Origin of the sequence: Lachnoclostridium sp. An14 (genome assembly GCF_002160755.1) — a bacterium.
Taxonomy (GTDB): Bacteria; Bacillota; Clostridia; order Lachnospirales; family Lachnospiraceae; genus Lachnoclostridium_A.
In genome coordinates this window covers 48,996-63,290 of record NZ_NFLE01000011.1, presented here as the reverse complement: position 1 = coordinate 63,290, position 14,295 = coordinate 48,996, and the positions used below count along the sequence as shown (strand labels likewise).

The following is a 14,295-nucleotide window of genomic DNA, read 5'->3' as shown; positions in this document are numbered from 1 at the left end:
AAAAGCAGCAACACAGGTGAGCAAACTCATACCTGTGCTACTGCTTTTCTTCTCTGCTATCTAACATTTGGTCAATAAGGAGCTGTTGACAAACCCTACCCAATTTTTAAACTGCGTGATAAAATAGAAGAAAAGACAGGGTGGGACGGATATGCTGACACGGACAGAAGGTAAGCAACTCAGGCTTCACACGATCACGATCGAAGATTTGGTACCGGAAGATCATTTTTTGCGTAAGCTGGAGCGGCATATAGACTTTTCTTTTATCTATCACGACACCGCTGGCTGTTACAGCGAAAAGACCGGCCGACCAAGCGTTGATCCAATTATTTTGATAAAATACCTGCTCATTGGCTTTCTGTATGGAATCGAATCTGAAAGACGGCTCGAACAGGAGATCCGTGTAAATGTGGCTTATCGGTGGTTTCTGGGACTGGATCTGGACGATACGGTACCCGACCATTCCACGATCTCGCAGAACAGACGCAGACGGTTTCGCGAGACTGGCCTGTTTCGCCGACTTTTCGAGCAGGTGTTGCTGCAATGCATGAACAAGGGGCTTATAACAGGACATACTATCCTGACTGACTCTACACATATTAAAGCAAACGCTTCTTCCCGAAAAAACATCAAAGTTATGGTGGAAAAGGAGGCCGGGAGTTATCTGGAACGTTTGGATGCATACGAAGAACAAGAGCGCAGCCGTTTGGAAGAAATGGGCATGATCAAGCCGCAACGGAAACGCCGACGCCCAGAAGGAAAAGTGATGGTAGAAAAGACTGTTAGTACCACCGATCCGGATGCCGGAATGATGCACAGACCCGGAAAGCCGGAAGGAATGCACTATCTGAACCATCAAAGCATTGATGCCGCAAACGGAATGATTGTAGACGTAGCGGTAACGCCCGGAGATGTCAGCGATTCAGTACCATATCTGGAACGTATTGATTATATGCGCAATCATTTGGGGCTGGATATTCGCACAGCCGGGGCAGACAGCGCGTATGGTACGAGCCTTATCTGTCAGACGATGGAGGATATGGGAGTCACGTTTTACACACCAGGTGTCAGTGGCGGCACGACCAGTAAGGTGGAACTGACACGAGAAGCATTTGACTATGATGCAGAGACAGAGCGATTTATCTGTCCTACAGGAAAAGGCCTGCCACTTCGCAGCCTGGAACGCGGAAATTTTAATGTCTGTCGCGTCTACCGTGCCGCTCCCAAGGACTGCATTTCTTGTCCGATAGCAAGTCGATGTGTTAGCAGTAGTCACCGGAGTCGCACCATTCGCGTGAACATCTTTGAAAAAGCGGTGCAGCGACATCGGCAAACAGAAGGAACACCCGCGCATACTCATATATTGAATTTGCGCCAGATATGGTGCGAGGGCAGTTTTGCCGCTCAAAAAGCGAGACATAATCTGCGAAAATTGTATCGGCGAGGATTAGAGGCAGCGGAGGATCACTGTCTCTTGTCTGCGACCGCTTTTAATCTCAAACGGATGATAAAATGCTTGGAGTAACGCCGGAAATGGCGTTCTTTTTTATTCTTTTTTCAAATTGTCAATCTTCTGTCGGTCAGACGAAAAATTCGATGGGGTTTGTCAACAACTCCAATAAGAGCCAAAACAAGTTCTTGATCTCGTTGGCTGCACTGTGTAATAAGACGTTTGATCCTATCGGTTGTATAATCCTCTGGAATCGACTGCGGTGCAAGCACTTCATCAAAAGATGCTCCAATAGCATGAACAAGCCGAATTAACACATCCAAACTTGGCTTGCGACGATCATTCTCTATCGCAGAAACAAAACGAGGACTAATCCCCGCTCGTTCGGCAATTTGTTCACGGGTATATTCCCGTTTTTCTCTTGCACGCCGGAGCGAGGAACCAAAGGAATAAACGGTCTGTTGCTTTTTCTTAGCCACGCTCCGTCACCTCACATATAGTATTGTACTTTGAATATGAGGTATTCAAAATGATTTATGAGTAGCTTTTTGTTAGCTACTTTGAGTAGCCAATGACGCCATTCTTTGAAGCCTTACAATGGGAAACGATACCCACTCCAACTTGACAAAGAGGGCAAAAATGCTTATACTTAAAAGCGTATTACTAAGAAAGAGGTGAGCATGATGTTGTTCGGAAAAGTTGGCATTGATTTCGGCTCCAAACAAGTTTATACCACGAAACATTGTGCGGAGCCTTTTCGGAAAGTTGGTCTATAAACGGAGAGGCCGAGGCAGATATAGGCTGCCTTTGGTTCTTATACCCTTTTAATGGATCAACAATAAAAGATTGACTGTTTAGGCCACAGACAATGTTTTGTTTGTGGCCTTTTGTTATACCCATTTTAGGGCAACTATGCAGAGGGCACACGGTTTTGTGTGTCCTCTTTTTTGAAAGGGGAATTGATATGACCGAAGAACAAAATCTATTAAGCGGGAGCGTACCAAAGAAATTGGCTGCTTTTGCGTTCCCGCTGCTTCTGGCAAATATCCTGCAATCATTCTACAACGTAGTGGATATGCTGGTAGTCGGACAAATTGTAGGTGATACGGGACTGGCAGCCATCAATAACGCATCGAAGCTATGCTATATTATTAACTCCATTTGTATTGGTATGACAATGGGCGGAGCCGTCTTGATTGCTCAATACAAAGGGGCAAATGATAAAAAAGGACAAACTGAAACTTTTCAAACGCTGGCTGTACTTTCTTTTGTTTCTGCTCTGCTTATAACTGTTATCGGTTTGGCATTTTACCAGCCGCTTTTTCGGGTATTAAATGTTCCGGCAGACACATATCAAGATGCCTGCGATTACATGAAGATCATTTGCTGGGGAACAATATTTGTCTTTGGATATAACGCTGTGTGTTCCGTGCTCAAAGGTTTAGGTGACTCTAAATCCCCTCTTTATTTCGTAGGGATCGCCACAATCATCAATATTGTTTTGGACATTTTACTGGTAGGCCCCTTTGGAATGGGAACGTCCGGGGCCGCTTATGCCACTATCACAGCCCAGGGGATTTCTTTTGTGATTTCCATTTTCTATTTAAGAAAGCACAAAGTATTTTTCTCTGCTAATGCTCACAAGAAGTTTACTTTCCAAATGGATAAACTAGTTTCTATCCTTAAAGTTGGTCTACCTACGGCAATTCAAATGGTAGTAGTAAATACGGCCTATTTGCTTGTAACAGGTATGTTAAATCAATTTGGTACTTCCGTATCTGCTGCTTCTGGTGTCGGATTGCAGATCAATACCTTTGCCGGTATGCCCTGTTGGGCTATCGGACAAGCGGTTACAGCGATGGTAGGCCAGTGCATAGGTGCTGGGGAGATAAAACGGGCGCGAAAGGTAGTTAAGATCGGTTTGTTGCTGAATATTTCTGTAACCCTTGTTGTTGTAATCGGCGTTCAGATTTTTGCCGAACAACTGATCCTGCTTTTCGGCAGTACCAGTGCTGAAGTAATCAATGACGGTGTGTACTATCTGCGGGTTTGCTGTGGTGTCAACAGCCTAATTTATGCTGGCATGTATACGTTGGACTCTTTTGCGATTGGGGTAGGCGCTGCAAATATCGCTATGCTCAATGCGCTGCTAGATGCGGTGATTGTACGTCTACCGGTAAGCTGGCTTCTTGCCTTTACATTCGATATTGGATTTTCTGGTATTTATTATGGGCAGGCCCTTTCTCCAATCCTCCCTGCTATTGTAGGATTTTTCTATTTTCAAAGTAAGGGTTGGGAACGGAAAACGCTTATTCAGAAGAAAAGCTAAATTTGAATGGAGATGATTTCATAACCATATAAAAATGCCATAACACATCAAAATATAACTTTTCATCTGCCGGGCGACGGCAAAAGAAAAAAAGCCGTCGTTCAGCAGACAATCACCATGCCATCATTACATTTTACGGCGGCTTTGAACAAATCAGAGCCGCCGTCCTTTACTTCTCAAAGAAATGATGACCACACGCTAAAGATCACGGCGGCTTTAGGAGGGAGTCGCCGTGAAGCGAACACTGCTTCGATACAATCCGGCAGAAATTGACCTGCCAAAAAAAGCCCAACCCCTAAACAGGGAAGCAAGTACAAAGCACTACATCAAAATACATTTGATAGCGTCTGGCTGATAGTTGAACAGCCAGACGCTTTTTATTGCTCACTATGTGTTCCGGTCGGGTGCCGTTCTCCTCCGTTTGTCTTCCAGCCCATGCAGACAAACATCAGAAAGGAGAACAGGCTTATGGCCGAAAAAGATTGGACTGCGATCCTCAAAGAGGAGGATCGTATCATAGAAAATTCTGACCGCCGGTTCCGGTATCACTGCTACTCTCTGGAGAACATGAGCGAGGAACTTACATACAGGGAACGGTCTATCCATATCCAGAATGATTTCATCGAGCAACTGCTGGAGGAGGACTTTATTGATACTGTCCGAAATGAAAAGCTGGCCTATGGTCTGCGCCGCTTGACAGACCGGCAGCGGCACGCCATAGAACTGGCCTTTTGGGAAGGATATCAGTACAAGGAGATTGCAGTCATCCTTGATTGCTCCCCGGCGGCAGTCACGCTTCTGCTTCAGAGAGCCTTTCACCGGCTTCGTAGCTTCTTAGCTGAATAAGTGAAGACAAGGGCAGCATTCTTGCGATGCTGCCCTTGCCTACGTTCTGTTACATTTTCTTGTCGAAATACCCGCGGCAACAAAGCGTATTGTTTTTCCCAATAGTCAGTCTTTCACGATCACGAATCTTTGGCATAGACTTGACAAGATAATAAATTTCTGCTATATTTTTTACAGACCGTTGGTTTGTATGGAGGTGCGGGATGGCAAGAAACAAATACCCGGAGGAAACCGTGAAACTGATTTTGGATGTTGCCACCCATCTGTTTGTTGAAAAAGGATATGACGCAACATCTTTGCAGGACATCATCAACGAAACAAATCTTTCAAAAGGCGCAATTTACCATCACTTTTCGTCCAAAGAAGAAATTTTTGAAGCGATCTTTCACCGTATAGGGGAAGAAAACACAAGTGCTTTGGCAAAAGTACGGGACGACCAATCTTTGAATGGATTGGAAAAGCTGCGAGCAATCTTTAAGGCTGCTTTGTTTAACTCTAACCAGAGCCTAATGCTGACTGTTACGCCCTGTCTATTGGATAATCCGCGCTTTTTGGCAATGCAGATTGCCCAACTCTATCAGATTGTTGCTCCGAAGTTTATCCAGCCAATCTTGCAACAGGGGATTGACGATGGTTCCATTCAAGCGACAAATCCCGGTGAACTGGCAGAGGCCATCATGGTCTTGTCCAATGTATGGCTCAATCCGCTGGTTAGTATGACGGATGAAGCTGGTATGCGTAATCGTTGCGAAACATTCAATGACCTGTTACAAGGCGTTGGTATCAACCAACTTTTGGACGACGAAATGATAGACGGCTATATTAGCTACTGCAAGTCCCAGCACACGGCCTAATTCCCTAAAATGAGCTGCTCTCAATGAGCAGTTCATTTTAAACACATATCAAACCGACGGTCGGTTTAATATTGAAATAATGGAGGTAGTTTATGCAGACAAAACTTTTCGGGCGGGATTTTACTCTTGTCGTGGTCGGCCAGATCATTTCCCTTTTTGGCAACGCCATCTTGCGATTTGCCTTACCGCTGTATTTATTGCGGGAAACAGGTTCTTCAACGCTATTTGGCGTTGTGACCGCCTGCTCCTTTGCTCCAATGGTTATTCTTTCGATGGTTGGCGGTGTACTGGCTGACCGTGTGAACAAGCGTGACATTATGGTAGGGCTGGACTTCTCCACGGCTGCCATTATCATGCTGTTTTACTTTTCGCTGGGGAAAATTCCTACTGTTCCGCTTTTTATCGTTGTCTTGATGTTGCTCTATGGTATTTCCGGCACATACCAGCCAGCAGTACAGGCAAGCGTTCCACTTCTGGTTGTGAAAGATAAACTGATGGCCGGAAACGCGGTAATCAATCAGGTCAATACCCTTTCCGGGTTGCTGGGGCCTGTGATCGGTGGCGTGATGTTTACCCTTTGGGGCATCTATCCGATTTTGCTTTTGAGTGCAGCGTGTTTTACTTTCTCCGCCATCATGGAAATCTTTATTCGCATCCCGCATAATAAACGCCCGCGTGAAGTCAGCGTGTTTCGGGTAGTTGGAATGGACTTGAAAGAAAGCTATCAGTTTGTAAAAACAGAAAAGCCCATTTTCTTTTCAGTGGTCTTTCTGGTATCCATCTTCAATTTGGTTTTGAGTGCGGTAATGATTGTTGGAACCCCTATTCTCATCACACAGGTGTTAGGGATGTCTGATACCATGTACGGCTTCACACAGGGGGCACTGGCGTTGGGCGGTCTGTGCGGCGGAATTTTAACCGCCATCGTATCGGAAAAGCTGAAAATCCAAAATTCGTATGTGCTACTGTTGATTTGTTCGATTGCTGTGGCGGTTATGGGTGTTTCCCTTTTACTGAATATGCCCGTCATTGTATCGTATTGGGCAATTACTTTAATGAGCTTCACCGCTATGGGAGCCTCTACACTCTTTATGGTTCAGATTTACACACTGATACAGACACAGACCCCACCTCAATTAGTCGGCAAAATCATGGCGGCACTAATTTCTATTGCTATGTGTGGACAACCGATCGGACAGGCGATTTACGGTGTTCTGTTTGACATTCTTGCAGCACATACATGGATGGTTTTAATTGGGGCTGCGATAGCTGCATTTTTGGTTTCTCTTTATTCAAAGAAAATATTTGGTAGATTAGAGACTAGCAAGTAATATTTATGTTGGGAAAGAAATTTTAAACATTCAACTTATGGCAAGGCAGGCCTGCTATCTGCCACGACGTAATAAACCAGTCTGCCTTGTGTGGATTGGCCAACCCATTATGGCAGGCTTGCCTTTTTTATAAAAAATCCGTTATACTGTAAACCCTACACTTAAACACCAGACTTATAAAGTGTGGTATAACAGAATGGGAGGTGATAGGATGAAGCAGTACAAAACCATCGACATCGCCAGACGGATTGGCATCCATGTGAATACCGTCCGGCTCTATGAAAAATGCGCTCTTATTCCTAAGCCGGAACGTTTACCAAATGGATACAGAGTGTTTACTGACCTTCATATAGAGCAATTCAAGCTGGCGCGTGCAGCCCTTCGGGTGGAGGTACTTCAAAATGGGCTAAGAAAGCAAGCGGTGAATATCATAAAGGTTTCCGCTGCTGGAAATTATGAAGAAGCTGCCGCATTGACCCGCCGCTATATCCAGCAGGTGGAGCAGGAACGAAAAAATGCTGAGGAAGCAATTCAGATTACCCGAAAAATACTTGCTGGGTTGGATGGAGAAGAACATACGAGTATTTACTTCACACGAAAAGAAGCAGCAGATTTTCTCGATGTTACCATAGACACGCTGCGGAACTGGGAATTGAATGGCCTGTTCACAATCAAGCGCAGAGAGAACGGTTATCGTGTCTATTCTGAGAAGGATATACAACGCTTGAAGATCATCCGTTCCCTTCGCTGCGCGAATTACTCGCTGGCAGCTATTTTACGGATGCTGCGGGCGATCAACGCCGATCCCGCCGCAAATATCCGTACAGTCATTGATACGCCGAATGAGGATGACGATATTATTAAGGCGTGCGACAAGCTGCTTACCTCTCTGGCCGAGGCCCGGAAAAATGCGGTTTATGTGGCCAGACAAATTGAAAAAATGCAGAAAATGACAAAATAAAAGCCTACATTGACCCACCATACCACCGGACCATGCTAACCTTTATACATCAAGATAGGAGGTATAAAGGCATGGATGAAACCATCAAAGTAACCGGTTTGAGTAAATCTTACGCCGGAAACAAAGTAATCAGTAACATTGAGCTTTCGATTGGAACAGGTCAGGTGTTCGGCCTGCTCGGAGCGAATGGCGCGGGCAAAACTACCACGATAGAGTGTATCTTAGGCACTCGGAAGGCAGACGCGGGATCTGTTTCTATTTTAGGATTAGACTCTCGAAAAGACCGAAAACAGCTCTTTGAACAGGTTGGCGTACAATTTCAGGAAACCGGCTACTCGGACAAAATTAAGGTTTGGGAGCTGTGCGAAGAAACCGCCTGCCTTTACCGGAAAGCTGCAAATTACGAGGATCTTTTGAGGCAGTTTGACCTGTGGGAGAAACGAGGCGCTTTCGTAAATGAGCTATCGGGTGGACAAAAACAGCGGCTATTTATTGTTTTAGCGCTCTTGCCTGATCCGAAGGTCGTCTTTCTGGATGAGCTTACAACGGGTCTTGATACAAAAGCGCGCAGGAGTGTTTGGAAAAGTCTGAACACATTGAAACAAAAGGGGCTGACCATCTTTCTTTCCTCACATTTTATGGACGAGGTGGAAGTCCTGTGCGATACAATCGCCATTTTGAAGGACGGAAATTTCATTTTCACAGGAACCGTTCAAGAGGCAATTCACCAAAGCCCATATAATAATTTGGAAGAAGCCTATTTGTGGTTTACCGGAGAGGAGGAAACGGACGATGAATAAATATGTTACAATGCTGAAAACAGAAATCAAGCTGTCTTTTCGAGGTATGGACATGGTGATCTTCGCACTTTGCCTGCCGGTTGTGGTAGTGGTACTGCTCGGCATCATTTATGGAAATCAGCCCGCTTTCGAGGGAGCAAGCTATTCCTTTTTGGAGCAGTCCTTTGGAGCAATTTCCACGATTTCGATCTGTGCGGGTGGCGTTATGGGGCTCCCATTGGTGATTTCTGACTATCGGCAGAAGAAAATACTGAAACGTTATAAGGTAACGCCAACCAGCCCCATTTTGCTTTTGACAGTACAGGTTTCTATTTACGCCATTTACTCGCTGCTTTCTTTGATACTGGTCTATCTGGTAGGAAGTCTGTTCTTCTGCGTGCGGTTGCCCGGTTCTGTGGGAATCTTTCTGGCTTCTTATCTTCTGGTGATGCTTTCCACATTCAGCATTGGAATGATGGTCGGCGGAGTCGCTCCGAACATGAAGGTCGCCAGTATTGTTGCCAGTATTTTGTATTTTCCTATGTTGATCTTCTCCGGGGCTACTCTCCCATACGAGGTAATGCCGACAGCATTACAGAGAATTGCAGATATTCTTCCGCTGACGCAGGGGATCAAATTGCTGAAAGCAACTTCGCTGGGCTTACCGATAGAAGTTGCTTGGCTCCCTCTGGTTGTCATGGTGGCTCTGATTATTATTTGCGGAGGAATTGCAGTGAGATTCTTCAAGTGGGAATAAGGTAGTAAAAATCCAAAGGACTTTCATTTACAGCAAGGCGAGCCAACTACCTACCAAAATGGGCCAGTCTGCCTTGTACGGATCGACCCAATTCATCTAAAAAGTGAAATAACTAGTTTCATCTGCCGAGCGACGGCAAAAGAAAAAAAGCCGCCGTTCAGCAGACAATCACCGTGCCATCATTACATTTCGCGGCGGCTTTGAACAAATCAAGGCCGCCGCTCTTTTATACCCTCGAAGGGATGACGACCACACGCTAAAGATCACGGCGGCTTGAGGAGGGAGCCGCCATGAAGCAAACAGTGTTTCGACAAAATATGACGGAGTATGCACCGTCAAAAAAAGCCTATCCCCTAAACAGGGGAACAAGTACAAAACCCTATTTGAAAGAAAACACCAAAATACATTAGATGGCGTCTGGCTGATTGACGAACAGCCAGACGCTTTTTATTGCCTACTATGTGTTTCTGTCGGGTGCCGTTCTCCTCCGTTTGTCTGCCCGCCCATGCAGACAAACATCAGAAAGGAGAACAGGCTTATGGCCGAAAAAAATTGGGCTGCGATCCTCAAAGGCGAGGATCGTATCATTGCAAACTCTGACCGCCGGTTCCGGTATCACTGCTACTCTCTGGAGAGTATGAGCGAGGAACTTACATACAAGGAGCGGTCTATCTATATCCAGGATGATTTCACCGAACAACTGATGGTAGAAAACTTCATTGATACTGTCCGGAACGAAAAGCTGGCATACGGCTTACGCCGCCTGACAGACCGGCAGCGGTACGCCATCGAGCTGGCCTTTTGGGAAGGGTATCAGTACAAGGAAATTGCAGTTATCCTTGACTGCTCACCGGCAGCGGTCACGCTTCTGCTTCAAAGGGCCTTTCACCGGCTTCGCAGCTTCTTAGCTGAATAAGTGAAAGCAAGGGCAGCATTCTCATGATGCTGTCCTTGCCTTTGCCTATTCAGTTCAATAAAATTGGCAGTACCCCTTAATTACAAGGCTCTGGGATCTCCGATGGATAGAGGGACAAGCCCTCAGAAAAAAATCGGAGGTGTTTTAATATGCTGAAAACCGTCAAAGTAGTTCGTCTGGCCCCTGGTGAGTCACTTCTTATCCTGACCGATAACGGGCCGAACCCTGTGTCGCCGCCTGACGCCGCGGCCGCCCAGCCATGCCCGCTTCTTGTTGACCCCCACGACGATAATAAAATCGTCGCTCTGTTTCGTGTTGCATAAGGGAGGGCACACTATGTATCTTGTCAAAATCCTGAATGCTGATCACCGTCCCGTCGATGTGGAAGTATCCCTTGAAATCTACCGCGTTTATGAGGAAAGCCGAAAGCAGGAAGAACGGCAGCGGTATGAGCGCCGGAAACATATCGAAGGAAAGTCTTTTGATGACTGCCTGATGTTCGATTTGGCTACGGAGCCATTGGAAGAAACTGCGGAGCGTCTGGAAACTTTGCTGGAAATCGGCCAGGTGCTGGAGAAACTTCCTCCGTTGCAGCGGTGGCGTTTCATTCTCCATTTTTTCTACGGCTATTCTTATTCGGAGATAGCGAAAATGCAAGATTGCAATAAATCAGCGGTCATGCGTTCCGTGCAGTCGGCCTTGAAAAAAGTCCGGAAAAATATTGCCGCGTAACTATCAACGATTGCCCATTTTCCCTCCTATATAGTGAAAGGGATTTTAAAGAACCCCTTTGACTATGTACCTTGAAAAACAGCGGGCAATCCGCTCATATTCAGTATTCAAGTTTTTGAGTGCTGCGTCGAGCATCGCATAGCACAAACGCCATAACCCCCTGCGGATGGTCAGAGCGTCCGTCAATACGATAACATCAAAGGGGCCGAGCGGTAATTTGGTGGCTGATGACTAGCCTATGGTGGGCTGGAAAGTGCCAGGACGCGCAGCGCAAGGAACCGTGCCACTCACCGAAACTTACTGCGAATATGGTGCCAACCACCTATCGGCGGTATGCGGCGGCTTCAGCAGCCATCCGGCTGACCAACCCTGAACCGGCTTGAATATTCCCTGTATCGGGGGTGTGCCGATGGACAGTCCTGCTGTCCAGATAATACGATACAAAAAATAAAAGAAAAGCGGTGCTGCGTCGAACTAACTGGCGCAGCACTTCTTTGATTATAGAAAGGTGTGATGCAACTATGGCGGAACAGAGTAACCCCGCCATGATTACAGAAACGAAAATCAATGGCGTGACCTATACTGTCCGTTCCAGCTTTAAAGAAGGCTGCACCGAAACAGCGGTGTCAAAGATGGCAAAGGTATTAAAAAACGAATTGCGTGGCGATAAAAAGCGTTCATAAAAAATTTATCACTTTAATGTGTTAAACTACTTTTCGCGGCGGCCTGTCTGGTGTATAATAGGACTCGCAAAACCCACACAATTTTGCGGGGCTGTCGGAATGGAGGCTTTTATGAAACAGACAGCCACGCAATTTCAAATGCCGGGTATGCTTAACGTACTGAATATCTCTCCTCGCCGTTCATTCGATACGGAACCCTGGGCGGCCTTCTACTGCCGGTTAAGTCAGGACGATGGTCTGGATGGTGAATCAAACAGTATCCAACATCAAAAGCAAATCTTAGAGCGGTACGCAAAAGAACACGGCATTACCAGGTATAAATTTTATGTAGACGACGGAATCAGCGGTACGACTTTTGCTGAGGTTAGATAGCGATACTTTTTACATCAACCATGTTACGGCGGTCATGGTTGACAACTTGCGTCGGCTCCTGCTCGGTATCAACCTGTCCGACAAAGCTGTAATGGATTTCGATTTTCCGGGTGTTGGTTTCCCGATCCAATTCGTGTATCAAGATACGGTCGATAAACTCATGGACGTTTTCATAGGTCAATTCCTGTATGTCGCTGTATTTCCCGACAATCTGAATAAACCTTGATATATCCCTTTTTCGCTCGGTAACGGTTGCGATCTGCTGTTGTAACTCGTCTATCCTTGCGGCAAGGGATTTCTTTTCGTCCTCATAGCCGGAAGTTAGAAACACAAACCGTTCATCTGTCAGTCTGCCTAATGCGTTGTCCTCATACAGCTTGCGGAAAAGCGTGTCAAGTTCGGTCATACGCGCCTGTGCTTTGGAAAGTTCCTTTTGCTGCTGCGCTAATGCCTTTCTCGCTTCCATGTCGCCGTACTCGGTAGCTTTACAGATAAAGTCCTGTTCGTGTTCCTTAACATACCGCAAAATCCGCCGCATATCTTCCAGCACTAAATCAAGAAGTACGTTTTTGCGGATATAATGAGAGGTACACTCGCTGCCTGTCCTTGCCCTGTTGCGCCATGCGCCGCAAGAATAGGAAAACTTGCGCGGCTCGATATTTACGCCCTGTTGGTAATACATCTTATGTCCGCAACCAGCGCAAAACAGCAAGCCGGAAAAAATATCAATCTCCGCTGCTTTTGTCGGGCGGTGGCGGGTAGCAATCCGCTTTTGCGCAAGTTCAAAGGTTTCCTCGTCAACAAGCGGCTCATGGGTGTTTGGGAAGAAATAGCGTTGTTCTTCTTCGTTCTTCCGGGTCTTTTTCGACTTGTAGGATACCTTGTGAGTTTTCGCGGTTATGGTATGCCCTAAATATTCCTGCCTTGCTAATATGTCATAGAGCGTTTTGTCCGGCCAAGTATAGGGGGCGATCATTGCCCGCTGATACCGCGCCTGTCCTGTGCGCTGATAGCGCAACGCTCCAATCGTCAAGACTTTGTTTTCCGCAAGCCATTTTTGGATTTCGCACATACGCACGCCGCTAACAAACATAGCGAAAACCTGTTTGACAATCGGCGCGGTTTCCGGGTCGGGTATAAGGTGGTGGCGGTTGTTCGGGTCTGGGATATAGCCGTATGGATATTCCCCGTTGACACGCTCGCCTTTTTGCGCCTGTGCCTGTTTAACTGCACGGATTTTCTTGCTTGTATCGCGGGCGTAAAACTCGTTAAACCAGTTCCGCAAGGGGGTAAACTCGTTATCCTCCCGCGCTGTGTCAACTCCGTCGTTAATCGCGATATAGCGCACTCCGTTTTCGGGAAATACAATCTCTATGAGTTCGCCCGTTTTCAGATAGTTTCTGCCAAGACGGGAGAGGTCTTTGGTAATAACCGTCGCCACTCGTCCGGCTTCCACTTCCTGCAACATCGCTTGCAGCCCCTCGCGCTCAAAACTCACGCCGGAAAATCCGTCGTCCACAAAAAACTTTGTGTTCAAAAAATGGTGTTCGTCCGCATAGCGTTGAAGTATCATTTTTTGGTGCTGTATGCTTCCGCTTTCTCCGGCCTGCATATCCTCTTGACTTAAACGGCAGTAAAGGGCGGTGATTTTATTCGACTGTAACATTAGTCCTCCTTTCCGACAGCCGAATAAACAGGTATAATGTGTTGCTATCATTATACCATATCCCGCCGCCTAATGCACTACTCGGACGCTAAAAAGCCCGGATTTCCGGGCTTTTTCTGCAAATCCTTTACAATGAGTTTTTCAATCTTTTTATGGATTGTATCGGTTGCCTTTTCACTCGGCAACGCTTGAACAAGATAGGTGATTTTCCCTATTTTGCGTTCGGTTGTAATTGTCTGTTTTTTATCCATTAGAAAAACCTCCTTTTCCTGTATGGATAAACTATATTCGTCAAAAGGCAAAACGGGCGGTTGTTAGCTGCAACCTCACGGGAGTTTCACCCCGGCCCATGCTTATGGGTGCGCCGCGCAATACTTTGAGGGTGTTCAACGCGGGAGTATCATTGTGCCGCCTTGTATGTCGTCGCCCACAAGCTGCTAAACTTGTTTTACGGCGCGGTAGTTCTCGCTCGACTTTTCCCCAACGGGGAAAAGCGGTCATGGCGTACCCGCCGCCCGGCTCGGTACAGACGGAATGTACCCGTTGCCTGTTATGCTGCGCACCAAAGGCCGCTTTCTTTGTCAAGGAACAATAGGCTTTGTCGGCCTGTAACAGTACA

The 14,295-nt window shown here is 46.4% G+C and carries 14 protein-coding genes and 1 pseudogene; 12 read left to right on the top strand and 3 right to left on the bottom strand.

Annotation, left to right across the window (positions count from 1 at the left end; all coding sequences use genetic code 11):
- Positions 1–151: 151 nt before the first annotated feature.
- Positions 152–1,525, top strand: coding sequence for an IS1182 family transposase (locus tag B5E84_RS08240; RefSeq protein ID WP_087221637.1), 1,374 nt, complete (start codon positions 152–154; stop codon positions 1,523–1,525).
- A gap of 32 nt (positions 1,526–1,557) precedes the next feature.
- On the opposite strand, the gene B5E84_RS08235 is transcribed toward B5E84_RS08240, so the two are convergent.
- Entirely contained in the window at positions 1,558–1,929 is a 372-nt protein-coding gene (locus B5E84_RS08235) for a helix-turn-helix domain-containing protein (protein ID WP_087221635.1), read from the bottom strand.
- A 485-nt stretch (positions 1,930–2,414) separates the two neighbouring features.
- Between B5E84_RS08235 and B5E84_RS08230 the strand changes: the two genes are divergently transcribed.
- The 11 genes and pseudogenes from B5E84_RS08230 to B5E84_RS08180 form a co-directional block, all read left to right on the top strand.
- On the top strand, positions 2,415–3,779 hold the full coding sequence (locus tag B5E84_RS08230) for an MATE family efflux transporter (protein ID WP_087221633.1): 1,365 nt from the start codon (positions 2,415–2,417) through the stop codon (positions 3,777–3,779).
- Positions 3,780–4,247: 468 nt separating this feature from the next.
- Positions 4,248–4,625, top strand: a complete 378-nt coding sequence (locus B5E84_RS08225) for an RNA polymerase sigma factor (protein ID WP_087221631.1) — start codon at positions 4,248–4,250, stop codon at positions 4,623–4,625.
- A gap of 203 nt (positions 4,626–4,828) precedes the next feature.
- Positions 4,829–5,479 carry a TetR/AcrR family transcriptional regulator gene (locus tag B5E84_RS08220; protein ID WP_087221629.1) on the top strand — a complete coding sequence of 217 codons (651 nt, stop codon included), beginning with the start codon at positions 4,829–4,831 and terminating at the stop codon, positions 5,477–5,479.
- A 92-nt stretch (positions 5,480–5,571) separates the two neighbouring features.
- A complete protein-coding gene (locus tag B5E84_RS08215; protein WP_087221627.1) occupies positions 5,572–6,810 on the top strand; it encodes an MFS transporter in 1,239 nt (412 codons plus the stop codon).
- A 211-nt stretch (positions 6,811–7,021) separates the two neighbouring features.
- A complete protein-coding gene (locus tag B5E84_RS08210) occupies positions 7,022–7,771 on the top strand; it encodes a MerR family transcriptional regulator (protein ID WP_087221625.1) in 750 nt (249 codons plus the stop codon).
- A gap of 71 nt (positions 7,772–7,842) precedes the next feature.
- Positions 7,843–8,571: an ABC transporter ATP-binding protein gene (locus tag B5E84_RS08205; RefSeq protein ID WP_087221623.1), complete on the top strand. Its 729-nt coding sequence runs from the start codon at positions 7,843–7,845 to the stop codon at positions 8,569–8,571.
- The gene (locus B5E84_RS08200; protein WP_087221621.1) at positions 8,564–9,307 is read left to right on the top strand and encodes an ABC transporter permease; all 744 of its coding nucleotides are present in this window, start codon (positions 8,564–8,566) and stop codon (positions 9,305–9,307) included. Before B5E84_RS08205 ends, B5E84_RS08200 begins: the two co-directional genes overlap by 8 nt.
- A 538-nt stretch (positions 9,308–9,845) precedes the next feature.
- Complete coding sequence (locus tag B5E84_RS08195; protein WP_087221619.1) at positions 9,846–10,223, top strand: RNA polymerase sigma factor; 378 nt, start codon at positions 9,846–9,848, stop codon at positions 10,221–10,223.
- Positions 10,224–10,559: 336 nt separating this feature from the next.
- Positions 10,560–10,955 carry an RNA polymerase sigma factor gene (locus B5E84_RS08190; RefSeq protein ID WP_087221617.1) on the top strand — a complete coding sequence of 132 codons (396 nt, stop codon included), beginning with the start codon at positions 10,560–10,562 and terminating at the stop codon, positions 10,953–10,955.
- Positions 10,956–11,476: 521 nt separating this feature from the next.
- The gene (locus B5E84_RS08185) at positions 11,477–11,638 is read left to right on the top strand and encodes a transposon-encoded TnpW family protein (RefSeq protein ID WP_087221615.1); all 162 of its coding nucleotides are present in this window, start codon (positions 11,477–11,479) and stop codon (positions 11,636–11,638) included.
- Positions 11,639–11,785: 147 nt separating this feature from the next.
- Positions 11,786–11,995: pseudogene (locus B5E84_RS08180) on the top strand (recombinase family protein); the annotation flags it as partial.
- A 7-nt stretch (positions 11,996–12,002) separates the two neighbouring features.
- Here B5E84_RS08180 and B5E84_RS08175 read toward each other — a convergent pair.
- Both B5E84_RS08175 and B5E84_RS08170 read right to left on the bottom strand, forming a co-directional pair.
- Positions 12,003–13,676 (bottom strand): recombinase family protein, encoded by a 1,674-nt coding sequence (locus B5E84_RS08175; protein ID WP_058118380.1) that lies wholly within the window; start codon positions 13,674–13,676, stop codon positions 12,003–12,005.
- Between the two features lie 77 nt (positions 13,677–13,753).
- Positions 13,754–13,927, bottom strand: a complete 174-nt coding sequence (locus B5E84_RS08170; protein WP_002604472.1) for a transposon-encoded TnpW family protein — start codon at positions 13,925–13,927, stop codon at positions 13,754–13,756.
- Positions 13,928–14,295 lie beyond the last annotated feature (368 nt).

Excerpts from the sequence above, each read along its gene's own strand:
- B5E84_RS08240 (WP_087221637.1), top strand. The coding sequence starts at position 152 with ATGCTGACACGGACAGAAGGTAAGCAACTCAGGCTTCACACGATCACG.
- B5E84_RS08230 (WP_087221633.1), top strand. The coding sequence starts at position 2,415 with ATGACCGAAGAACAAAATCTATTAAGCGGGAGCGTACCAAAGAAATTG.
- B5E84_RS08225 (WP_087221631.1), top strand. The coding sequence starts at position 4,248 with ATGGCCGAAAAAGATTGGACTGCGATCCTCAAAGAGGAGGATCGTATC.
- B5E84_RS08220 (WP_087221629.1), top strand. The coding sequence starts at position 4,829 with ATGGCAAGAAACAAATACCCGGAGGAAACCGTGAAACTGATTTTGGAT.
- B5E84_RS08215 (WP_087221627.1), top strand. The coding sequence starts at position 5,572 with ATGCAGACAAAACTTTTCGGGCGGGATTTTACTCTTGTCGTGGTCGGC.
- B5E84_RS08210 (WP_087221625.1), top strand. The coding sequence starts at position 7,022 with ATGAAGCAGTACAAAACCATCGACATCGCCAGACGGATTGGCATCCAT.
- B5E84_RS08205 (WP_087221623.1), top strand. The coding sequence starts at position 7,843 with ATGGATGAAACCATCAAAGTAACCGGTTTGAGTAAATCTTACGCCGGA.
- B5E84_RS08200 (WP_087221621.1), top strand. The coding sequence starts at position 8,564 with ATGAATAAATATGTTACAATGCTGAAAACAGAAATCAAGCTGTCTTTT.
- B5E84_RS08195 (WP_087221619.1), top strand. The coding sequence starts at position 9,846 with ATGGCCGAAAAAAATTGGGCTGCGATCCTCAAAGGCGAGGATCGTATC.
- B5E84_RS08190 (WP_087221617.1), top strand. The coding sequence starts at position 10,560 with ATGTATCTTGTCAAAATCCTGAATGCTGATCACCGTCCCGTCGATGTG.
- B5E84_RS08185 (WP_087221615.1), top strand. The coding sequence starts at position 11,477 with ATGGCGGAACAGAGTAACCCCGCCATGATTACAGAAACGAAAATCAAT.
- B5E84_RS08175 (WP_058118380.1), bottom strand. The coding sequence starts at position 13,676 with ATGTTACAGTCGAATAAAATCACCGCCCTTTACTGCCGTTTAAGTCAA.
- B5E84_RS08170 (WP_002604472.1), bottom strand. The coding sequence starts at position 13,927 with ATGGATAAAAAACAGACAATTACAACCGAACGCAAAATAGGGAAAATC.